20 protein-coding genes are annotated in these 23,101 nt (G+C 40.9%); 2 read left to right on the top strand and 18 right to left on the bottom strand.

The window, feature by feature from the left end; all coding sequences use genetic code 11:
- Positions 1–135: 135 nt before the first annotated feature.
- The 6 genes from CRO56_RS04440 to CRO56_RS04415 all read right to left on the bottom strand — a co-directional run bounded on the left by CRO56_RS04440 (position 136) and on the right by CRO56_RS04415 (position 7,587).
- Positions 136–681, bottom strand: coding sequence for a L,D-transpeptidase (locus CRO56_RS04440; RefSeq protein ID WP_097157408.1), 546 nt, complete (start codon positions 679–681; stop codon positions 136–138).
- A gap of 45 nt (positions 682–726) precedes the next feature.
- Complete coding sequence (locus tag CRO56_RS04435; RefSeq protein WP_097157407.1) at positions 727–1,713, bottom strand: aromatic acid exporter family protein; 987 nt, start codon at positions 1,711–1,713, stop codon at positions 727–729.
- Between the two features lie 171 nt (positions 1,714–1,884).
- Positions 1,885–2,322, bottom strand: a complete 438-nt coding sequence (locus CRO56_RS04430) for a BrxA/BrxB family bacilliredoxin (protein WP_097157406.1) — start codon at positions 2,320–2,322, stop codon at positions 1,885–1,887.
- Positions 2,323–2,554: 232 nt separating this feature from the next.
- Complete coding sequence (meaB, locus tag CRO56_RS04425) at positions 2,555–3,580, bottom strand: methylmalonyl Co-A mutase-associated GTPase MeaB (protein ID WP_425427179.1); 1,026 nt, start codon at positions 3,578–3,580, stop codon at positions 2,555–2,557.
- Between the two features lie 84 nt (positions 3,581–3,664).
- The gene (scpA, locus tag CRO56_RS04420) at positions 3,665–5,818 is read right to left on the bottom strand and encodes a methylmalonyl-CoA mutase (protein ID WP_097157404.1); all 2,154 of its coding nucleotides are present in this window, start codon (positions 5,816–5,818) and stop codon (positions 3,665–3,667) included.
- Positions 5,818–7,587, bottom strand: a complete 1,770-nt coding sequence (locus CRO56_RS04415; RefSeq protein ID WP_142305190.1) for a methylmalonyl-CoA mutase family protein — start codon at positions 7,585–7,587, stop codon at positions 5,818–5,820. Before CRO56_RS04415 ends, scpA begins: the two co-directional genes overlap by 1 nt.
- Positions 7,588–7,778: 191 nt before the next feature.
- Here CRO56_RS04415 and CRO56_RS04410 point away from each other — a divergent pair, with 191 nt between their 5' ends.
- Positions 7,779–8,492, top strand: coding sequence for an NAD-dependent protein deacylase (locus CRO56_RS04410; protein WP_097157402.1), 714 nt, complete (start codon positions 7,779–7,781; stop codon positions 8,490–8,492).
- A 249-nt stretch (positions 8,493–8,741) separates the two neighbouring features.
- Here the strand turns inward: CRO56_RS04410 and CRO56_RS04405 are convergent, their stop codons facing one another.
- The 11 genes from CRO56_RS04405 to CRO56_RS04355 form a co-directional block, all read right to left on the bottom strand.
- Positions 8,742–10,334: a long-chain-fatty-acid--CoA ligase gene (locus CRO56_RS04405; RefSeq protein WP_097157401.1), complete on the bottom strand. Its 1,593-nt coding sequence runs from the start codon at positions 10,332–10,334 to the stop codon at positions 8,742–8,744.
- 45 nt (positions 10,335–10,379) lie between these two features.
- Positions 10,380–10,808 (bottom strand): hypothetical protein, encoded by a 429-nt coding sequence (locus tag CRO56_RS04400; protein ID WP_097157400.1) that lies wholly within the window; start codon positions 10,806–10,808, stop codon positions 10,380–10,382.
- 74 nt (positions 10,809–10,882) lie between these two features.
- Positions 10,883–12,568 (bottom strand): sodium:solute symporter family protein, encoded by a 1,686-nt coding sequence (locus CRO56_RS04395; protein WP_097157399.1) that lies wholly within the window; start codon positions 12,566–12,568, stop codon positions 10,883–10,885.
- Positions 12,565–12,864 (bottom strand): DUF4212 domain-containing protein, encoded by a 300-nt coding sequence (locus tag CRO56_RS04390; protein WP_097157398.1) that lies wholly within the window; start codon positions 12,862–12,864, stop codon positions 12,565–12,567. Before CRO56_RS04390 ends, CRO56_RS04395 begins: the two co-directional genes overlap by 4 nt.
- A gap of 237 nt (positions 12,865–13,101) precedes the next feature.
- Positions 13,102–13,527: an OsmC family protein gene (locus CRO56_RS04385; protein ID WP_097157397.1), complete on the bottom strand. Its 426-nt coding sequence runs from the start codon at positions 13,525–13,527 to the stop codon at positions 13,102–13,104.
- Positions 13,528–13,661: 134 nt separating this feature from the next.
- Complete coding sequence (locus CRO56_RS04380; protein WP_097157396.1) at positions 13,662–14,933, bottom strand: dihydrolipoamide acetyltransferase family protein; 1,272 nt, start codon at positions 14,931–14,933, stop codon at positions 13,662–13,664.
- A 27-nt stretch (positions 14,934–14,960) separates the two neighbouring features.
- Complete coding sequence (locus tag CRO56_RS04375; protein ID WP_097157395.1) at positions 14,961–15,944, bottom strand: alpha-ketoacid dehydrogenase subunit beta; 984 nt, start codon at positions 15,942–15,944, stop codon at positions 14,961–14,963.
- Positions 15,945–15,956: 12 nt separating this feature from the next.
- Positions 15,957–16,955: a thiamine pyrophosphate-dependent dehydrogenase E1 component subunit alpha gene (locus CRO56_RS04370; RefSeq protein ID WP_097157945.1), complete on the bottom strand. Its 999-nt coding sequence runs from the start codon at positions 16,953–16,955 to the stop codon at positions 15,957–15,959.
- Between the two features lie 28 nt (positions 16,956–16,983).
- Entirely contained in the window at positions 16,984–18,405 is a 1,422-nt protein-coding gene (lpdA, locus tag CRO56_RS04365) for a dihydrolipoyl dehydrogenase (protein ID WP_097157394.1), read from the bottom strand.
- A 69-nt stretch (positions 18,406–18,474) separates the two neighbouring features.
- On the bottom strand, positions 18,475–19,572 hold the full coding sequence (gene bcd / locus CRO56_RS04360) for a branched-chain amino acid dehydrogenase (RefSeq protein WP_097157393.1): 1,098 nt from the start codon (positions 19,570–19,572) through the stop codon (positions 18,475–18,477).
- 241 nt (positions 19,573–19,813) lie between these two features.
- Positions 19,814–21,871 (bottom strand): sigma 54-interacting transcriptional regulator, encoded by a 2,058-nt coding sequence (locus CRO56_RS04355; RefSeq protein WP_097157392.1) that lies wholly within the window; start codon positions 21,869–21,871, stop codon positions 19,814–19,816.
- A 192-nt stretch (positions 21,872–22,063) separates the two neighbouring features.
- On the opposite strand from CRO56_RS04355, the gene CRO56_RS04350 reads away from it, so the two are divergent.
- Positions 22,064–22,294, top strand: a complete 231-nt coding sequence (locus CRO56_RS04350; RefSeq protein ID WP_097157391.1) for a DUF2627 domain-containing protein — start codon at positions 22,064–22,066, stop codon at positions 22,292–22,294.
- Positions 22,295–22,346: 52 nt separating this feature from the next.
- Here CRO56_RS04350 and CRO56_RS04345 read toward each other — a convergent pair whose 3' ends face one another.
- Positions 22,347–23,075, bottom strand: coding sequence for a glycerophosphodiester phosphodiesterase (locus tag CRO56_RS04345; RefSeq protein ID WP_097157390.1), 729 nt, complete (start codon positions 23,073–23,075; stop codon positions 22,347–22,349).
- Positions 23,076–23,101: the final 26 nt, after the last annotated feature.

Raw genomic sequence — 23,101 nt, 5'->3', positions numbered from 1 at the left:
TATACTGCTTGTATTGCTTCGATTGTAAGACCAAATACCGCGCAAATGATTTGTGCAAAATTGGACTGTTCCTAATAGTCCGTATGCTATTTTACCGCTAAACCCCGTTTGTCCGATTAAAAAAGCCATTAGTGATTACCAATTCATCACTAATGGCCATTTTAATTTTTGTGATTCATCCATAATTGCTCCTGCTTCAACCGCTAAATCATAGAATGATTTATAATTCGAAACAACCCACACCTTGGTTCCAATCGGAACCTGGTCAAATAATGCTTCCACATCTTCTTTCCTCATCCGAATACATCCGTTCGAAACATATCTCCCAATTGATTCTGGACGATTGGTCCCATGGATTCCGTATGTTCTTCCGATTGTGTCTAGTGCATCAAATCCAATCCATCTGCTTCCCAAAGGGTTTTTCGGATGACCGCCCGGTATATTTAACTTCCGATAGTAAGGGTTAATTGCCTTAACCGTTACGGTAAATAGGCCTTCTGGCGTTAAATCATCGGTTTTTCCCGACGCGATTGGATAGACTTCTATTTTTTCATCGAGGACAAATGCGAGTTTATTGTATTTTTTATTAACGATAATAAAAGGGTCACCCGGCAAAGGATTTTCTCCAATCGGCCAAATTGGCGACACAACCGCTAAAATGAATGCAAGCAATACTTTCATAGTCCATCACCTATGTATAGTGTGCATGAACTGTTTATTTTCCATTCATCCCGATGTTTCTTTTTTGCTGTCCGTCTTGGTATCATATAGACCTTTAAAATGACTCTTAATTTGCAGATATTGTTCCATTTCCCTTACAAAATTCAAGAGAGCCGCATGTTCTTGTAACTCTTCGCGGGTTTTCGGAAGCTCCATTTGATCGAAAGAGTGCTTTAGCCGATACAATTTATATAAAAAATGATGAGCCGTATTTCCCGAATGAACATGTTCACTTAAATCGCGAATAAATTCTGCAACTTGGATCCGTTGTGAAGTATTGAATTGAAAGGAAGCCAATAATGGAAGGACGCGCTCAATAATATGAAATTGCTTTTCCCTCATAATAAAATAGTTAAAATATAGATTTTCCTCTTGGAGAAGACGATTTTCATAATCTTTAAAAGCTAGTTCTTTTCCTCGCTGTATCGCCTGATCAAGTCCTGTAATTTCATTGGCTAGCAATCCCTCATCATTTATTTTTAAGTAGTTGGCAATACTGCGTAAGATGTTTGAGATATGGAGCTCGACTTCATCCCTAATATGTAATAGTTTTTTATCTAGAGATGGCATATAAAGATTTAATAGGAGTGCGACGAGCAGCCCTATCACAATAAGAAAAACCTCATTCAATATAAAGGACACTGTTATATTTTCTGCCATGTATACATGTAAAATAATGACGCTTGCCGTTACAATTCCATCCTGAACGGTTAACTTAACAGTTGCGGGGATAAAAACTAATAAAAGTATTCCAATTACAATCGGATGATAAGAAATCAATTCAAAAAAGAGGCTCGCAAGTAATAAAGCAATAAAACATGCAACAAACCGATCCATTGCAGCTTTTAGTGATTTCCTTTTCGTTGGCTTAATACATAGAATGGTCAGGATACCGGCAGAAGCGAAATTCTCCAGCTGAAATAATTGAGCAATCATGATGGACAGAACGGCACCCACGGCTGTTTTTATAGTGCGATAACCAATTTTAAACATGTGCTACCCCTCAATAACTAAAATATGCCTTTTATATTGCAGTATCAACAAACAATAGTCGCATCTGATTCAAGAATATCACAAAACAAAAAGCCCCACAGAATTTTCTTCTGTGAGACCTTTACTTGTCAAGAACATTGGTTCGACATAATTCAGTCGGTGCCAGTCACTTTACACTTCTTCGCAATATTTATCGAAGTATTCTTGGAGTTTGTTGACTACAGACATTGGATCATGGCCTTCGATTTCGTGGCGCTCCACCATTGTTACAATCTTGCCATCCTTTAAAAGGGCAAAGGAAGGGGATGATGGCGGATAGCCTTCAAAATAGCTTCTTGCAGATTCCGTTGCTTCTTTATCTTGACCAGCGAAAACTGTTACAAGCTGATCAGGTTTTTTATCATAATGAATCGCATGACTGGCAGCAGGTCTCGCAATCCCTCCAGCACATCCGCAGACAGAATTAATCATGACTAAAGTTGTCCCTTTTTTATTAAGAGCTTCCTGAACCTCTTCAGGTGTCTTTAATTCAGTATATCCGGCCGCCACAATTTCTTCGCGCGCTTGACGAACAGCATCATTCATCAAAAGATTAAAATCGATGTTCATAGCATTCTCTCCTTTTTAGAGATTAATCCAAAATCCACTAGGAATCCTTCTTCCTGAATTTTACTCATTATCGCGGACTTTATCATAATCATACCAAGTTTCCCATATATTTTTCAAATTTTTATGTTTTAAAGGTTTGAACTCGCAATAATATGGGTATCCTATTACTACATCTAGATCCATACCCCTAAACTCCCTGGATCTATGGGATAGCCTGAGCGCTATCCCATTTTTATTTTACTTCATATATAGAAAAGAGTGCTTCAACTGCTTGTGTTACGGTTACCTTCCCTTCCACTACCTGTTTCATATATTCCTGAAGAAGCTGTCGGATCTCATGATTAGTATAAAAACGAGCCTCTAATTCATCGCGGATCGATTGCAATAGCCATTGTTTAGACTGTAACTTTCTCCGTTCAAAAAATACTCGGGATACTTTTGTGGTTTGAACAAAGCTTTGAATAACCTCCCACAGTTCCTCCAAACCTTTAAGATACAGGGCAGAACACGTGTAAGCCCTCGTTTTCCAGCCTTGCGTTGCAGGCTGCACCATCGCCAATATTTGGTTGTATTCCTTCTTCGTTAATTCTGCCTTTCTCTCATTCTCCCCATCCGCTTTATTTACTGCAATCGCATCTGCTAACTCGATAATCCCTTTTTTCATCCCTTGCAGATCATCTCCTGCACCGGTAATAACGAGCAAGAGAAAAAAATCGACGAGTTCTCTAACAATCACTTCACTTTGGCCAACTCCAACTGTTTCAACAAAAATAATATCAAACCCGGCTGCCTCACAAAGAATGATGGATTCTCTTGTTTTTCGATGAACCCCGCCAAGTGTTCCCCCTGAGGGTGAAGGGCGGATGAAGGCATTTGGATGCTTTGAAAGCTCCTCCATCCTGGTTTTGTCCCCAAGAATACTGCCTCCGCTCACACTAGAGCTTGGATCCACAGCCAAAACAGCTAAACGATGGCCTTTTTCACATAATTTTAATCCTAATGCCTCAATAAAAGTACTTTTGCCTGCTCCCGGCACACCTGTGATACCGATGCGAATCGAATTTCCTGTAAAGGGGAGAAGCTCTTGCAGCAATTGTTGCGCCTGTTTTTGTTTATCTGCTGCCTGACTTTCAACCAAGGTCACGGCCTGTGCTAAAACTTTCCGGTCTCCGGCTAAAATTGCCTGTTTCATGTCATGAAGTTCAAGCTTTTGATCGTTTACTTTTCGGTATTTAGGCGCTTTATCCAGGTTAAAAATAGTTCATCGCCCCCTTAATGTTTATGTGACGATCCACGAGATTTATGCGCTGATCCATGACGTTTATGGACCGATTGACATCATTTAATCTTCTATCTTTTCATACCCTAATCGAATGTAAATTTCATCTATAATTTTTTCTGCTGCCAATGGAATTACTGTACCCGGACCAAAGATATGAGATGCTCCGTTTTCAAGCAAGAAAGGATAGTCTTTTGCCGGGATTACTCCGCCAATGACAATCATAATATCTTCTCTTCCAAATTTTTTCAGTTCGCCAACTAGCTTAGGAAGTAACGTTTTATGCCCTGCTGCAAGTGAGCTCACTCCAACAACATGGACATCATTTTCGACAGCCTGTTTCGCGGTTTCTTCGGGCGTTTGGAATAACGGTCCGATATCGACATCAAAGCCAAGATCGCTAAATGCTGTTGCAATTACCTTAGCACCCCGGTCATGGCCGTCTTGGCCCATTTTCGCAACCAGCATCCTTGGTCTTCTGCCCTCTGTTTGGAAAAACTCTTCCGTCATTTGAATGACCTTTTGCATACTTGCTTCATGTTCATAGTTTGATAAGTACACGCCAGAAACACTCCTTATCATAGCTCGATGTCTTCCGGTTACTTTTTCTATCGCCATCGAAATCTCGCCAAGGGTGGCACGTGCCCTCGCTGCTTCCACTGCAAGCTCTAACAGATTTCCTTCCCCTGTTGCAGCCGCCTCTGTAATTCGTTCTAAAGCTTGATTAACCCGTTCTTGATCACGGCTCGCTTTTAATTGCTGCAGCTTTGCAATTTGTTTTTGCTTTACTGCCTCTTGGTTTATTTCTAAAATATCAAACTGGTCGTTATTCTCAACTTTATAACAATTTACACCAATGATCGCTTCTTTGCCTGAATCGATTTTCGCCTGCCGCTTTGTTGCAGCTTCTTCAATTCTCAGCTTAGGCAGACCCGCTTCGATCGCCCTTGTCATACCGCCAAGACGTTCAATTTCATCAATATGCTCCCAGGCTTTTCTCATCAGTTCATCTGTTAATGTTTCAACATAGTAAGAGCCGCCCCATGGATCAATCACATTGCAAAGATATGTTTCCTTTTGTAAATATAACTGAGTATTTCGGGCAATTCTTGCTGAAAAATCGGTTGGGAGTGCAATTGCTTCATCTAAGGCATTCGTATGGAGCGACTGAGTATGACCCATAACGGCTGCATGAGCTTCGATTAAAGTACGGATAATATTGTTAAACGGATCCTGTTCGGTTAAACTCCAGCCTGATGTTTGGGAATGTGTCCTTAAAGCAAGTGATTTAGGATTTTTTGGCGCAAATGGCTTCATCAGCTCTGCCCAGATTCTTCTGCCACCACGAAGCTTTGCTACCTCCATAAAATAGTTCATTCCAATTCCCCAGAAGAATGACAGTCTAGGGGCAAAGGAATCAATGTCAATCCCCGCATTTAATCCCGTCCGGACATACTCAAGCCCATCGGCAAGTGTGTAGGCGAGTTCGAGATCAGCCGGAGCTCCCGCTTCCTGCATATGGTAGCCAGAAATACTGATGGAGTTGAACTTTGGCATATTTTTAGCTGTATATGCGAAAATATCTGAGATAATTCGCATTGACACGTCTGGCGGATATATATAAGTATTGCGGACCATATATTCTTTTAATATATCATTTTGAATCGTCCCGGATAAATCTTTGAGAGCGACTCCTTGTTCCTCTGCGGTAACAATGTAGAAAGCCATAATCGGTAATACGGCCCCATTCATTGTCATCGAAACACTCATTTTATCGAGAGGAATTTCATCAAACAATATTTTCATATCGATAATGGAATCAACTGCTACTCCTGCTTTTCCCACGTCTCCTTCGACACGGGGATGATCCGAGTCATAGCCGCGGTGGGTAGGCAAATCGAAGGCAACAGAAAGTCCTTTTTGCCCCATTTCCAAATTCCGTTTATAAAATGCATTGCTCTCCTCAGCCGTGGAAAAACCAGCATATTGCCGAATCGTCCATGGCTTTGTCACGTACATCGTTGGATAGGGTCCTCTCGTATAAGGCGGGATTCCAGGAAGGTCTTCCAACTGTGCTAAGTGTTCCACATCTTGATACGTATAATATTTTTTTATGAAAATATTTTCATTAGACATGGTGGCGGGCACATCTCGATTTGTCTCGATTCGAAAATCTATGATATCTAAAGAGACGTTTTTAAAATTTGGTTTAACCATTATAAAACCTCACTTTCTGCTGCCCAATTTGTGACAATGGGCTCTGCTTCAAGCTCGGGGTAAATCCAGAAAATCCTTGAGTCCGTATTACGGGGGCGGCCAGCAGCAAATACAGGGAATTTTTTAGCTATCTCCCCATATTCTATATCCCATGTTTCATAGGAATCATCTGTCCCACAAATACAAATAGCCTTATACTTTTCGATGGTCTTGCTGAATGAATCTACTCCTGCAAATAAATCAGTTTGGATACCGACAGAAGCAAACCAATTTCTGGCCATGTCCCGTCGTTCCTTAAATTCTTTTATCTTCCCTAAACAAATAATCGCAACCTTTATCGGATGACGGTCAAAGTAAAGTCTCCACTTCTCAAAGGTTTGAGAAAAGCGGAAGCTTGAAAATCCGAGTCCTGCACCTGATCGAGCCAGTACCTCATTAGGTTTTCTGTCATTTCCATCAACATACATATTGATACCGACAATCTCCATTCTTCTCTCATTAACGGCTTTGACTTTCGCTTCTCGCGATTTTTTGATGCGATATTGCAGCCATCCTGTTTCGATGCAAGAAAGGATGCCGCCGAGCTCTTCAATCTCAATAAAAAGCTCCCAGCCTTTTTCGATTAACTCTCGTGTTAAGGATTCCACATACCATGAACCGCCAGCTGGATCAAATACGCGAGTCATATGAGATTCTTTTGCTAGCAGATGATGTGTATTTCGGGCGATCCTGTCTGCCAGTTCTTTCTTCTCTTGAAGACAAATATCAAATCGTGTTACGGACAGATAGTCCACGCCTGCTGTAACGGCAGCAAAAGCTTCATTGCCTGAGCGCAAGACATTGACATACTCGTCATACATCGTTTTCGAAACTAATGAGGTTTCAGCAGCAATATTAATTTTTTGACTCGTTCCACTTATACCATTATAGGCGGAAGTGAATTTGTACCAAAGATAGCGCAGAGCCCTTATCTTAGCAACTTCTAAGAAAAAGCTCCCGCCAACTCCGATTCGAACAAGCATTTTAGATAATATCGTATCTGCTTCTATTTCGCCTATTTCAAGGCGGTCTACATGTTCGGCTGCAACTGCAAGAACACAAGCAAGTTCTGTTATAATGTCCGCGCCGCTATTATGAAAAATGGTATTATCTATTAAAATATTTCTTTGTTCGAAACTTGAATGTTTCACAGCATGAGATAGGTATGAATAATAGCCGTGCAATTCATCTTGGCTGCTTTCCCGTTCAATCAAAGCTTTTATCGGATCAAAACCGATAAATCCTTTGCTTGCATACAAAAAGTCATGTTTAAAAAGCCAGTTATGTTCCTTGACTCCAAGTTCAATGAACACTTCTTTAAGCGGAAAAATCGCGATGATTTCTTTCCATTTCTCAAGTTCATTTTCCGAAAACGAACCAGTTTGAAAGGAAATTACATCCTGCCCTTTGTCTTCAAGAGACTTAATATCCTCAGGACCTGAAGGTGAAGAAGTAATCCATTGCGCTACCTTCCATCCTCTATTCAATCCATCTGCTTCCTTGACTCCTCTAATAAATGGGGCTAACCCTGGCGGAACCTGTGCACCATCCAGCCCCTTGTCTTTTGAGGTATATAAGGGAGAAAGAATGATATTTTCATAGGTTTTGGTCTGTAAAGCTTCAAGAGTTTCCGTTTTTAATGTCTTTAAAGAGAGCGTTTCCCATGCTTCAATGGGTGAAGCCGGGAATGAGTTTCTCGTCAGTTTACTCATAAGTCTTTGCTTCTTCAATAGAGAAGAAGGCCCTCCTTCCTCCGGTGGAATCGCTTACAAAAACAATAATTGCTAATTCTTATTTTAGTATAAATTTTACAAAAACTCCAATAGCATTCGAAATAAGCCATATTAAACGTTTAACTGTTGGAAATGATATGTTAAGTTTTACATATCAAATATTGAAAACTCACGTGAGGTGGACGACTTTGCTAAAACAGTGGCTGATTGATTCTAATTATACGGTTATTTTTACTGGGGCTGGCATGTCGACTGAGAGCGGCCTCCCGGATTTCCGCTCCTCGAATGGACTGTGGAAGCACAAAGATCCTAGTCAAATTGCAAGTATAAAAGCTCTAAATGAAAATGTTCAGGAATTTATTGAATTCTATCGGAACCGAGTACTGGGGGTAAAAGAATATAAACCTCATAACGGCCATTATATTCTTGCAAAATGGGAAGAACAAGGATTGATTCAATCGATTATTACTCAAAATGTAGACGGGTTTCATCAGCTCGCGGGCTCTACCCGTGTGGCTGAACTGCATGGAACCTTGCAAAAACTTCACTGCCAAGCTTGCGGAAAAGAATACAGCAGTGAGGAATATATCAAAGCGGACTATTATTGTGAATGTGGCGGAATCTTGCGTCCATCAATTGTTTTATTTGGAGAGGCTTTACCCAAGGATGCGTTTGATTTCGCTTTAAGGGAAACAGAAAAAGCAGAATTATTTATTGTACTCGGCTCTTCTCTTTCAGTAACGCCTGCCAATCAGTTTCCGCTTTTTGCAAAAGAAAATGGGGCTAAGCTTGTGATTGTGAATCAAGAGCCGACTAGCATGGATTTTTTCGCAGATATGATGATTCATGATCGAAAAATTGGCGAGCTTCTGCACGAATTAGATCAAGATCTTACTATTTAATCAATGATGAGAGAGCGAAAATCTGGATTATGAATTGAGTGGTCCTGTTTTTTGGGCGGAATCTGTGAATTATTGGGCTGTTACCTTAAATAATTGGGCGGGGAATCCTATAATTGGGTTAACATTTCGATTATTGGGGGCTCTTAATCTTTATCGGGCTGCCATATCTATAATTTCGCAGTTCTATCCATCTTTAGTTGAGAAAAGCAAAAGTGGGATCGATTTATAGCCAATCCCACTCTTCACGCCTTAGTTCACTTTTTTCTTCCCTTTCCAATGCATTTCCCTTAAAACATATTTTTGCAATTTCCCTGTCGCTGTTTTTGGAAGGGAATCTACGAAATCAATCGCCTTTGGCGTTTTAAAGTGAGCCATATTGGCACGGCAATAATCGATGATCTCATTTTTGCTTACTTGTACATCTGGCTGCAGCACAATGATCGCTTTTGGAACCTCACCCCATTTTTCATCTGGAATTGCGATTACAGCAACTTCCCTTACAGCTGGATGCTTATATAGAACACCTTCTACTTCCGTGGAAGAAATATTTTCACCACCTGAAATAATTAAATCTTTGGCACGGTCACGAATCTCAATATAACCATCCGGATGAGTTACAGCTAAATCTCCTGTATAAAACCATCCGTCTTTGATGGCTTCGGCTGTCCTTTCGGGATTTTTATAATAGCCGGCCATTACGACATTTCCTCTTGTTATGATTTCTCCCAACTCTTCTCCGTCCCACGCTACTTCTTCCCCGTTTGGACGTACAACCTTTGTCTCCCCATTAAAGGCTAATTCAATTCCTTGCCTTGCCTTAATGGTCGCTTGTTTATCTGAAGCTAAGAAATCAAAGTCCTTTTTCCATTCACAGTATAGAATAAAAGGCGATGTTTCAGTTAACCCATAGACATGGATCATATTTAATCCAAGAATTTCTTGAGCTTTTTGAATGAGCGCCGCGGCTGGAGGGGCTCCGGCTGTTGCCATGCGCGGGTTGGTTTTGATATGGGTTTCCTTTGCTTTTGGATCATTTACAAGCATATTGATAACGGTTGGTGCTCCGCATAAAAGCGTAATATCCTTCGTTTCAAATAAATCTAGAATAATGGGGGGTTCTACTTTTCTTAAACATACATGCGTGGCTCCTGCAGCAGTAATTGCCCATACGCCGCCCCAGCCATTGGCATGGAACATTGGAAGTGTATGAAGGTAAACGTCATCATGCTTGACATTAAGATGATACATAAAGTTAGCTGCATTTATATAATTAGCCCTGTGCGTGAGCATTACCCCTTTAGGTTTTGATGTTGTTCCACTTGTATAATTTACCGTTAAGAGCAGATTTTCATCTATTTCAACTTCTGGTGGAGCTTCGTGTACAGGGATATTCTCGAGAAAAGCCTCATAATCAATTCCGTCTAATGAAGTCTCATATCCTTCAACAGATACAATGATAATTTGCCGAAGCGAAAGCTGATCGGCAACTTTCTCAATCGGTTCAGCAAATTGTGCATCTACAATTAGCTTTTTCGCATCACTATGATTAATAATGTATTCCAGATCGTTAGCTGATAAACGGTAATTTAATGGGACCATCGCGGCCCCAAGCTGACTGATTCCATAGAAGCACTCCAGCATATAATGAGTGTTTGGCAGCATCACGGCTACATGGTCCCCTTTTCTGATCCCTGCTTTATGCAACGCAACTGATAGCCTGTCTATCCGCTTGCCAAACTGTTCATAGGTAAATTGCTTTTCCCCGTCAATAACAGCTATCTTATTGGGATAATATTTAATTGCTCTCCGCTTCCAATCTAATGGAGTTAGTGGGGTAATCATTTTTCTTTTACTCCCTTCTCTTTTTAATAATTCTCTCTTGATTCCTTATTTTATCGACACTTGTGCTTTTTTGATAAAATGACCTGAACCAAGCCATGAGGACAGGGAAAAGACGAGATAGAGGGCTTGTGTCGCGTACTGACCCTGAAGCAGTAGCTGAAAGCCGATCCCAATCCCAAGTGACGGCACAACAATTAGCACAGTCCGAAAAATACGTTCAAACCCTTTGTTTTCCGGCAACGGCCAGATTCGGGAAAAGATAACTCCTAAAGCTACCCCAACAGCAACAACAATCGCAATTTGCAAAATAACTTCTGGTGTCGGGAATGGCCATCCCGACATGTAGTGGCCAATTAAGTAAAATAGCTCCACAAATAAAGTAATTCCCACTACTTTTTTTAACACAACGATATTCAGATAGGGATGTAAAATATATAAGGCTGTCACGAGACATAAGAGAACAATCATAGTCATAAATTTTACCCTTCCTGTTTTTGGAATGTATATGGCGAAGGGAGGGGGAACCCCTCCTTTTAATATTTTTAATGTTATCCCTCTTTTGAAATGCGCGGAATCCGAATGTCTTCAACCATTTTTGAAATTTCCTCTGGCGGAGCTTTTGTTGCCCTAGACACTGAGTAAGCCACAATAAAGTTAAGCAGCGCTCCTACAACCCCAATACCCTGTGCATTGATGCCAAAGAAGCTTTCAACCACTTGTGCTTCTGTGCCAAAGATTTGAACGGAACGCATCAGCAATAGCATCGTTAAAGTAAAGGCTAAGCCGACGATAATTCCCCAGGTTGCCCCTTCACGATTCATCCGTTTATCAAAAATACCAAGTAAAATGGCAGGGAATAGACTAGAAGCTGCCAATCCAAATGCAAAAGCAACCACTTCCCCTACAAAGCCCGGCGGATTAATGCCAAAATAACCAGCAACAAGAACAGCCAGGAAAATCATGATCCGGCCAACCCTTAACCGCTGTATTTCACTGGCACCTGGTTTGAAAATCCGGTAATACAAATCGTGAGAAATCGCACTAGACATCGCAAGCAGCAATCCGGAAGCAGTTGACAAGGCAGCAGCTAATCCGCCGGCTGCAACCAATGCAATTACAAAAGGCGACAAGTCAGCTACTTCTGGTGTAGAAAGAACAATAATATCCTGATCAATCCTTACTTCATTCTCAGGTGAATCAGTACTTGCAAACGTAAGGATTCCGTCTCCATTTTTATCTTCTAATGTCAGAAGACCAGTTTCTTCCCATTTACTTACCCAGCTAATTTCTCTTACATCTGCGATTGGCTGATCATGAAGGCTTTCAATTAAATTAAACTTTGCAAAGACACCGACAACAGGTGCAGTTGTATACAGCAATGCAATAAAGATTAATGCCCACCCGGCTGACCAGCGGGCAGAACGGACATCTTTAACGGTGTAAAATCGGACAATTACGTGTGGCAGACCAGCTGTACCGAGCATTAATGCCAACGTCACCGCAAAGACGTTGAGACCCGATAGATTTTGGAATGGAGCCAAAAATTCCGTCATTCCAAGTTCTACTTGTAAACTGCTTAATCTTTGTGCAATATCGGAGAAGGTAAATCCTATTTGAGGAACTGGTATACCTGTGAGTTGTAGTGAAATGGCTGCCGCAGGAATGATAAAAGCGATGATGAGAATAAAGTATTGAACGACTTGTGTCCAGGTGATCCCTTTCATGCCGCCCAATACAGCGAAAAAGGCAACAATTGCCATTCCAATTAATACGCCAATCGCAATATCCACTTGTAAGTATCGGCTAAAAACAATTCCAACCCCACGCATTTGACCAGCTACATAGGTTAACGAAATGAAAAGTGTGGCAATCGCTGCAACTGCTCTCGCTCCATTTGAGTAATAACGATCCCCGATGAAATCAGGAACTGTATAGCGCCCAAATTTACGAAGGTAAGGAGCTAATAACAAAGCAAGCAAGACGTAACCGCCAGTCCAGCCCATTAAATAGATGGTTCCGTCATATCCTAAAAAGGAGATTAGTCCTGCCATGGAAATAAAAGATGCTGCTGACATCCAATCTGCTGCAATTGCTGCACCGTTAGCAACTGCCGGTATTTCATTACCTGCGACAAAGAAATGGCTGGTATCTTTAACTTTTGCCCACCAGCCAATGTAAAGATAAATGGCGAATGTAATCAGAACAAGGGTGAGTGTTAGTGCTTCAACGCTCATAACTCATCCCCCTTCTCTTTTGTCAAAATGACCTCTTCTACACCGTACTCCTTGTCAAGCCGGTCCATTTTGACGGCGTAAATAAATATCAGGATGATGAACACTATGATTGAGCCCTGATGGGCAAACCAAAACGATAAAGGCAATTGGAATAAGGAAATGTTACTAAGCGGCTGAGCTAAAATAACACCAGCAAATAATGAAACCAAAAACCAAACCACCAGTAACGATGTAATCAAACGAAGATTCTTTTTCCAATACTCCTTCTGTTTTTCGCTTAACTGTTCATTGCTCATATCAACACCTCCACAATATGTTTCTAAAAACACGAAGTGACACCAACAAATAGCAGTTTTCATGTAGGGACGATCCCCACCCCCTGTCTAATTATCTATTAATACCTATTAAAACCCATTATTAAATATTCAAAAAAATGTAAGGGTTTGCACAATATTGACAACAAAAAAAGCAGCATACCCGCATAACTCTGGTATCCTGCTTTATAAAGATCTTCGATTCGGTTAGACCCGAAATTATTTTGTTTTTTCTCCTTCTTTACCATTAATAGAATAACTAACCGTAATCTCAGCACTAAGGGAGTGGGAAACCGAACAATATTTATCCTTCGATAATTCAATGGCACGCACGATCTTTTCTTCAGGCAAGTCTCCTTCGAGTGCATAGTGAATATGAATCGAAGTAAAACGTTTGGGATGATCATCAGCTCGCTCCCCTTTTACATCCATTTGAAACGAGGTAGGCTGAAGCCGCATTTTCGTCAATATCGAAATAATGTCGATCCCCGTACATCCTGCAACAGCGTTAAGAAGCAGTTCAGTTGGTCTTGGACCTGTATTCTCACCGCCTACTTCTTCGGCAGCATCCATTTTAATTTTATGTCCAGAAGGTGTTTGACCGCTAAAAGACATTTTTTCATTCCACTTTACGGTTAACTCCATATTTGTCACTCCTTTAAAGGGATTCTTTTGTTTACTATTCCCTGATTCTCATGTCTTATTGTTTGGATTCTTTTACTAGACTGAAGCAGAATTGGAAAAAACGATAGGCATCTTAGGCAGCCTATCGTTTTATCTTAATAAACCGAAGTTGTCTTTGGGTCGATATTTTCTAAAATCTCTTTCACCCGCTGCAGAAATCTTCCGCAAACTAAACCATCTAACACGCGGTGATCCAATGACATACATAAATTCACCATGTCTCTTACAGCAATCATTCCATTATTCATCACGACTGGCCGCTTCACAATCGATTCTACTTGGAGAATTGCGGCTTGCGGGTGATTAATGATTCCCATCGATTGAACCGAACCGAAGGAGCCAGTGTTATTAACCGTAAAGGTTCCGCCCTTCATATCATCAGCTGTCAGCTTATTCGTTCTAACCTTTACCGCCAAGTCATTAATTTCTCTGGCAATCCCTTTGATTGATTTTTCGTCAGCTTGCTTAATCACTGGCACATACAGTGCATCCTCAGTTGCTACCGCAATTGAGATATTAATATCTTTTCGTTGAATAATTTTGTCTCCCGCCCAAGTCGAGTTAATCTGCGGAAATTCTTTGAGACTTTGAGCAACAGCTTTTACAAAGAAAGCAAAATAAGTTAAATTAAAGCCTTCTTTTTGTTTGAACTCCCGTTTAATTGAATCTCTGTAAGCGACGAGATTGGTTACATCCACTTCCATCATCGTCCAGGCATGCGGGATTTCGTGCTTACTCTTCAACATATTAGCAGCTATCGCTTTGCGGACACCAGTAACTGGAATTTCAATGTCACCAGGGGCAGCAGTCTGTTGCGGAACTGCTGGCTGAGACTTCGCAGTCTCTTCTGATTTGGAACCCGTTTCTGTCCTATCAATCAGAGTATGACCTGGTGCAGGAATATTTCCTGATTCAATTAAATTTTGCAAATCCTTACGAGTAATACGTCCACCCGCTCCGGTTCCTTTTACTTGATTTAAATCAATTCCGTGCTCTTGTGAAAGTTTAAGAACAGCAGGTGAGTATCTTGCTTTTATAGGTGCAGTTCCGGTTTCTTCATTGAATTCAGCTTCTTTTACCTCAGCAGCCTTAGGTTCAGGTACAGGATCCTGATTCAACGTTCCGCCTTCAACCTCGATTGAACAGATAATCTCACCGACGGCAAGGGTATCTCCTTCATTTGCTACTAATTGTTTGATTGTTCCGGTGAAGGAGGATGGCACTTCAGCATTAACTTTATCCGTCATCACTTCTGCAATCGGATCGTATTTATTGACATGGTCCCCCACAGAAACAAGCCATCTGGAAATTGTTCCTTCTGTGACACTTTCCCCGAGCTGAGGCATTTTCATTTGTTCAATACCCATGTACTTTTGACCTCCTTTGCTCAAATTTTAAAATTCGGCTAGTTCTCTCATCGCTTTTTCAATTTTTTCAGGATTAACCATAAAGAATTTTTCCATTGTAGGGGCATAAGGCATGGCAGGAACATCCGGACCTGCTAAGCGTTTTATCGGTGCATCTAGATCAAATAAACATTCCTCTGCAATAATCGCTGAAACTTCACTCATAATGCTTCCCTCTAGGTTATCCTCCGTTACAAGCAATACTTTCCCTGTCTTAGATGCTGCTTGCACAATTGCTTCCCGGTCAAGCGGATAAACAGTTCGTAAGTCTAAAATATGGGCGGATATCCCATCTTCGGCGAGTCTTTCTGCTGCCTGAAGTGCAAAATGGACACAAAGACCATATGTAATAACTGTGATATCTTCCCCTTCGCGTTTCACATCGGCTTTTCCGATCGGCAAAACATAATCATCTTGAGGAACTTCTCCTTTAATTAAGCGATAGGCCCGTTTATGTTCAAAAAAGAGGACTGGATCTTCGTCACGGATTGCTGCTTTCAATAATCCTTTGGCATCATAAGGGGTGGAAGGAATCACAATTTTTAATCCAGGCTGATTAGCAAATACAGCTTCGACTGATTGAGAGTGATATAACGCACCATGAATCCCTCCGCCAAATGGAGCTCTGACGACAAGGGGACAGTTCCAATCATTATTGGAACGATATCGGATTCTGGCCGCTTCTGAAATAATCTGATTTACAGCAGGCATGATAAAATCAGCAAATTGCATTTCGGCAATCGGCCGCATTCCGTACATGGCCGCCCCTATAGCAACACCGGCAATCGCAGATTCAGCTAAAGGAGTATCAATGACACGCTCTTCCCCGAACTTTTCATATAGTCCTTCAGTTGCCTTAAATACACCACCTTTTCTTCCTACATCCTCTCCTAAAACAAAGACCTTGGAATCCCGTTCCATTTCCTCTTTTATCGCCATTTTTATCGAATCTATAAAAGAAATGACAGCCATTTTCCCTTCCCCCTATTCAGCTTCCGCATAAACGTATTTTAATGCATGTTCTGGTTCGGCATATGGTGCGGTTTCTGCATAATCAGTAGCTTCGTTAACGATTTGCATCACCCGGTCACCGATCGCCTTTTCTTTGTCCTCATCCATCACACCAGTCTCTTTTAAATACGATGCAAAAGTGATAATAGGATCCTTCGTTTTGGCTTCTGTCACTTCTTCAGCAGCACGGTAGCTGCGATCATCATCATCACTTGAGTGAGGAGTTAAACGGTATGATACGGCTTCGATTAGAGTAGGACCTTCGCCGCGTCTGCCGCGGTCTGCTGCTTCTTTGACTGCTGCATAAACTTCAAGAGGGTCATTTCCATCGATGGTAAAACCAGGCATTCCATAGCCAATTGCGCGATCTGAAACTTTTTCGCAGGCTAATTGTTTTTCAATTGGCACAGAAATCGCGTATTTATTATTTTCACACATAAATATAACAGGTAATTTATGAACTCCGGCAAAGTTTGCTCCTTCGTGAAAATCCCCCTGATTCGATGAACCTTCTCCAAATGTAACAAATGAGACAAAGTCCTTCTTCTCCATTTTTCCGGCTAACGCAATTCCGACTGCGTGTGGAACTTGTGTTGTTACAGGGGAAGATCCGGTTACAATTCTGTTTATCTTTTGCCCAAAGTGACCAGGCATTTGCCGGCCCCCTGAATTTGGATCCTCTTTCTTTGCAAACGCAGAAAGCATGACTTCCTTAGCTGTCATTCCAAATGATAAAACCACGCCTAAGTCACGATAGTAGGGAAGCACATAGTCTTTGGAACGGTCAAGAGCAAAAGCAGCTCCTACCTGAGCGCCTTCCTGTCCCTGACATGAGATAACAAATGGGATTTTCCCAGACCGGTTTAATAGCCATTGTCTTTCGTCTAATCGTCGTGCAAGGAGCATCGTTTCATACATTTCTAAAACAGTTTCATCAGAAAGTCCTAATCTTTGGTGGCGGTTTTCAGCCATATCAATTACCCCCTCTTTTTCATTAAACTTAAGCATGAAGTGCTAACCCATCTACAGCTAAAGCTGCTTCCCCAATTGCTTCCGATAAGGTTGGATGCGGATGAATGGTATGGGCGACTTCCCAAGGAGTGGCATCTAATACTTTGGCAAGCCCCGCCTCCGATATCATATCGGTAACATGGGGTCCAATCATATGAACACCGAGAATATCATCAGTGTCCTTATCAGCAATAATTTTGACAAAACCATCGGATTCACCGAAAACTAATGCTTTTCCAATAGCCCTGAATGAAAATTTCCCTACTTTTATATTAAAATTTTGATCCTTAGCCTGTTGCTCTGTGAGACCGACAGAAGCAACCTCAGGGCTTGAATAAATACATTTTGAAATAAGATTATAATCGAGAGGATCAGGAGACTTTCCTGCTATATGTTCTACTGCCACAATCCCTTCATGACTGGCTACATGTGCAAGCTGAAGACCGCCTATACAATCACCAATTGCATAAATATGTGATTCTTTTGTTTGGTAAAAGGAATTTGTGACAATAACTCCTTTTTCAATTTTAATTTCCGTATTCTCAAGCCCAATCCCGCTGAGATTGGCTTCTCGTCCGACTGAGACGAGAATTTTGTCGGCTGCAAAAGAACGTTCCTCTCCTTTTACTTCTGCAGCAATACGGACTCCGTTATCTTTAACTAGCGTTTCAGGAAGGACTTTCGCTTTTGTAACGATGTTAACGCCTTTTTTCTTCATTAGCCGCTGCATTTCTTTCGATATTTCTTCGTCTTCAGTAGGTATAATACGATCTGCATACTCAAGAACTGTAACCTCAACTCCAAAATCATGAAGCATTGATGCCCATTCGATCCCGATGACCCCGCCGCCCACAATAATAATGGATTTTGGTAAATGTTCGAGTTCTAGCACTTCATCTGAGGTAAGCACATAATCTGGGTCAACTTCGAGTCCAGGGAGTGTTCTTGGTCTTGAACCTGTAGCAATAATTACGTTTTTTGGAATCAAAATTTCACTTTCTTTTCCATCTTCAAATTCAACTGAGATGGAACCAGGCATCGGAGAAAATATCGAAGGACCCAGAATTCTGCCAAATCCTTCGTAGACATCAATTTTCCCCTGTTTCATGAGGTGCTGTACTCCTTTATGAAGCTGGGATACAATCGCAGCTTTTCTGTCTTGTACTTTCGAAAAATTTAATGTCACATCACTAATTTCGACGCCAAATTTATCGCCTTCTTTGGCTGTCCGATATACTTCTGCACTTCTTAAAAGAGCCTTAGATGGGATACAGCCTTTGTGAAGGCAAGTTCCGCCAAGTTTTCCTTTCTCGACGATGGCTGTCTTTAAACCGAGCTGTGAAGCACGAATTGCCGCAACATAGCCGCCCGTCCCTCCACCTAAAATGACAAGATCATATTCAGTAGCCACTTATTTCACTCCTCCACTAATCCTTAAATATAAGCGCTTCTTTTCTCGGCAATACGCCTATTCTGGTTCCTACTTCCGTCTGCTCAGAATATGATGGCCATTTTGCAAAAAGGTCGATCTAGACTTTTTCAGTTTTTCGATCCGCTCTTCCGCCATACGGTCTGCTGCCACATAAGTAGGAATGTTGTCACGTTTGGATATTTCAATTACTTTTTCAATATTGTTATAAATTTGCTCTACCTTTTTCATCGCACGGTCGCGATTATAACCATAGAGCTCGTCTGCCACGTTTATGACACCGCCCGCATTAATGACATAGTCTGGCGCATAAACAATTCCCATTTCATGAATGATGTCACCGTGACGCGTCTCTTTCAGCTGATTATTGGCTGACCCCGCAATAACCTTTGCATTCAGTTGATTAATCGTTTCATCATTAATAATGGCTCCAAGTGCACATGGTGCAAAAATATCGCATTCCACTGAATAGATTTCATCTGGGCCGACAGCTTTTGCTCCAAAATTTTCAACGGCTCTTTGAACCGCATCTTTATGAATATCCGTTACTATCAGCTGAGCTCCTTCATCGTGTAAATATTGGCACAATGTATAGGCTACATTTCCCACACCTTGAACAGCCACAACTTTGCCTTCTAATGAATCTGAACCAAAAGCTTCTTTGGCAGCAGCCTTCATACCTCGGTAGACACCATATGCTGTGACTGGAGAAGGATTCCCGGACGAACCAAATGCTGGTGAAATGCCAGTGACAAAATCAGTTTCTTCGTGAATAAGATCCATATCTTCCACAGTTGTCCCGACATCCTCAGCCGTGATATAACGGCCATTAAGACCTTGAATATAACGGCCGAATGCACGGAACATTTCTTCATTTTTATCTTTCCTTGGGTCGCCAATGATGACTGTTTTACCGCCGCCAAGATTTAATCCTGCAGCTGCATTTTTATAAGTCATTCCTTTCGCAAGACGAAGGGCATCAATAATCGCGGCCTCTTCACTTTCATAAGTCCACATTCTGGTACCGCCAAGGGCTGGCCCTAATGTTGTATCATGAATGGCAATAATCGCTTTTAACCCTGATGCTTTATCCTGACAAAATACTAATTGTTCATAATCGTACATTTCCATGTTTTTAAAAATTTCCATGCAAATCTCCTCCTTAAGTCTGTGAATTTGATTTTTATCACTAAACAAACGAAAAACATTCGTTATCATCATTTGTTGAGCCTTGAGGAAATAGTTTATGAAAGAGGTAAGCTTCATAAAAAATTCTCTGCCTCTATTTTAATGCAAGAATCGTGCCAACAAACAAAAATGTAAGCGCTTTACTTTTTTTATTCTAAATCAAGCAAGTAACTGCACAGTATGAAAAAAACTGCAGGCAATATTATTCAAGTTCCCATTTTTCTATTTTGTAATAGAGGCTTCGTATCGATATACCTAATAATTTAGCACAGGCTGTCTTATTGCCATTACACTTCTCAAGACGTTCTATAATCACCATTTTTTCATATTGGTCTAATAGATCCGTCAAATTTTTATTTTCATGACCTAATAATTCATTTAAGCCAGGATTAATGACATCCGCTTCTTTACTTCCTAAAGCCGGAATATGCGCTGCTTTCAGAACTTTTTCATGAAATTTCATGAAAATGACCGCTCGTCCCAAAACATTTTCTAACTCTCTGACATTTCCCGGCCAATTATAATCCATTAATTTTTCAAGAGCTGCTTCACTTACTTTTTCGATATTTCGCCCATATTCTTGATTGATTTTCTGTAATAGCCTTTTACATAGTAAAGGAATGTCTTGTTTCCTCTGATGTAACGGCGGAATATGAATTGGCATCCGATTTAACCGGTAATATAAATCTTCCCGAAACCTTCCTTCTGCCATCCCTTTCTCTAAGTTGAGATTGGTGGCGGCAATTACCCGAACATTAATGGGGATTGGCTTTGTTCCGCCAACTCGGATGATTTCATTTTCCTGAAGCACTCTTAATAGTTTCGCTTGTGTATTTAAGGATAATTCACCGATTTCGTCTAAAAAAATACTGCCATTATGTGCTTCTTCAAAAAGGCCTTTCTTCCCGCCCCTCTTTGCTCCAGAAAAAGCACCTTCTTCATAACCAAAAAGTTCACTTTCAAGCAGTGACTCTGAAATAGCAGCACAATTTACTCTGACAAATTTGTTGTATTTACGATTACTGTCATTATGTATAGCATGGGCAAAGAGCTCTTTGCCTGTACCAGATTCTCCTCTTAGGAGAATTGTGATCGGCGTTCTGGCTGCCAGTCTCGCCTGTTCAATTGCAATTTGCATTTCTTCCGACAGCCCGATAATATCATCAAACGTATACTTCGCTTCCAGAGAGCGAATAATTTGCTTGGCTTTATTTAACTCATTAGTTAACGATTGAATTTCGGACATGTCATGAATGACACCCACACTGCCCTTAAGCTTCCCGTCAACGATAATGGGGGCGACGTTGACAACCACTTCTTTTTTCCCGGGTCCAACCTTCATCCTTGTTCCGCGAATCGGCTTTGGGGTTTGCAAGACTTTCAGATGCATACTTTCTCCTTCTGAAATGTCTGCAGTTGCTGGCTGACCAATCACTTGTTCTTTTGATAATCCAGTAAGCCTTGTATAGGCAGGATTAATCAAAATTCCTTTTCCTTGTTCATCAACAACCGATATGGCTTCATCACTCGAGAGGATTATCGCTTCAAGCATCGTTTGAACCTCTTTTAAGTTGGTGATCTCTTCAGCTAAATGAACAACCTCTGTGATATTTTTAAAAACAGCAAATGCCCCGTATAACTTGCCTTGTGAATCAATCATCGGAATTCGGGTAGTAATGATTTTAACTCCGTTTTTTAACACCTGTTCCCTATTGACTTCTATTTCTTTGCTGGTTAATACTCTCGGCAGTCCGCTGTCAGGAATGACTTTCTGAATATGTACGCCAAGGGCATCCTCTTTTTTGACTCCAACCATTTTCTCGGCATTTTTATTATATAAAACAATCTTGGATTCAACATCAATAACGATCATCCCGTCATTGGTTGAGTTAAAAATCAGATCCCGTAAATCTGATTCATGCAATAACTGCTGAATTAAATCCTTTTTCTCATTGATTAATTTAGTAATAATAAACGCTACACTTCCTGGAATAACAACCGTGGCTTTGCTGCGTTTTTCTCTTATTTGATTAAATACTTCTTCTTTCCCGGTAACCTCCACCACAATATCAATTTCACTAGTTAAATGGGGGCGCCAATCTGAAAAAACGGGAATCCCCAGCTGACGGGCTAACATAATACCTGGAGCTTCGTCACTCACATCAATAACGGCTACAACAGTAAATATTTCTGTTTCGTGTAAAATCTTAAGAAGTTCCGTTCCACCCTTTCCCGCTCCAACTATCATTACATTCTGCAAATTCTTTCACACCTTCGTAAGGGTTTGCAAATTATTTCATATCTTTCATTTTAATGTAAAGACATGAAGTTTACAAATGATTTTTGATTCTTCCTATGATAAGATGAAAGAAACCTTTAGCTTATGTGCTGAGACACATGCACGGAAATGTAAGAATTCTTGCTGAAAGATTTACATATGAGGAGATACAAAATGGACCGAATCGTGGCTTTACTGATTTTAGTTTTTCCTGGAGTTTTAGCAGGGGTTGGGATCAAATGGATGCGTGATACGGTTTTCGCCATTTTACACGAACCGATTCCCTATCTATGGCTCCAATTTTTACTTGGCCTTGTTCTTACAGTAGGCGGTATTGGTTTTATTGCAGGTTTCATTTTTCGCCGTGATAAAAAAAACCGAAAAGTTCAAAATCGGTTCCGATAACGATTATAATAAGGAAACGACCCATCTGAAGGGTCGTTTCTTTTATTATGGTTTAACTGTTTCTATTTATTTTATTTCGGAGTTCAACTGCTTTTTTGGGATAATCTGTAATAATTGATGAACACCCTGCTTTGAGTAACCGCTTTATACTTCTCTCTTTATTAACCGTCCATGGCCGAACGGCAATTCCATTTTTCAAACTCTCTTGGATCATCGCATCAGGTGCTGCCAGATGGTGGGGATGTAATCCCTTTGCGCCGATACTTTGGGCATAGACCCAAGGCATATAAATACCGCTTTTATAGATCGGGGCAGTTTCAATATCGGGAGCTAACCGAAAACAGTGAACGATACTATAGTGATTAAACGAAGAAAGGATTACTCTTTGTTCGCAGCGATACAGCCTAATCAGCTGTATGACTTTTTCCTCTAATGATTCGTAAGGGATCACTCCATTTTTTAATTCAATATTAACGATTAAATCATTCCCGTTTAGCCATTCAAATACTTCTATTAAAGTGGGGATTGCCACTTTATGTAAAGTTTGATTATGGACATGAAGCTTTTGTAAATCATAGAGCGAGTAGTCTTTTACATATCCCTTCCCATTCGTGGTTCGGTCTACTTTTTCGTCATGAATGACAACGACTTGACCATCCTTGGTCAGCTGAACATCTAACTCAATTCCATCCGCCCCATCTTTTAACGCCTGTTTAAATGCAGGCATGGTGTTTTCAGGTTCTGACTTACTCGATCCTCTATGTGCGAAAATAAGCGTCATACTCGACCTCCTCGATGTTCCACGCT

The organism is Bacillus oleivorans (genome assembly GCF_900207585.1).
Classification (GTDB): Bacteria; Bacillota; Bacilli; order Bacillales; family JC228; genus Bacillus_BF; species Bacillus_BF oleivorans.
This window is presented reverse-complemented; position numbering and strand designations above follow the sequence as displayed.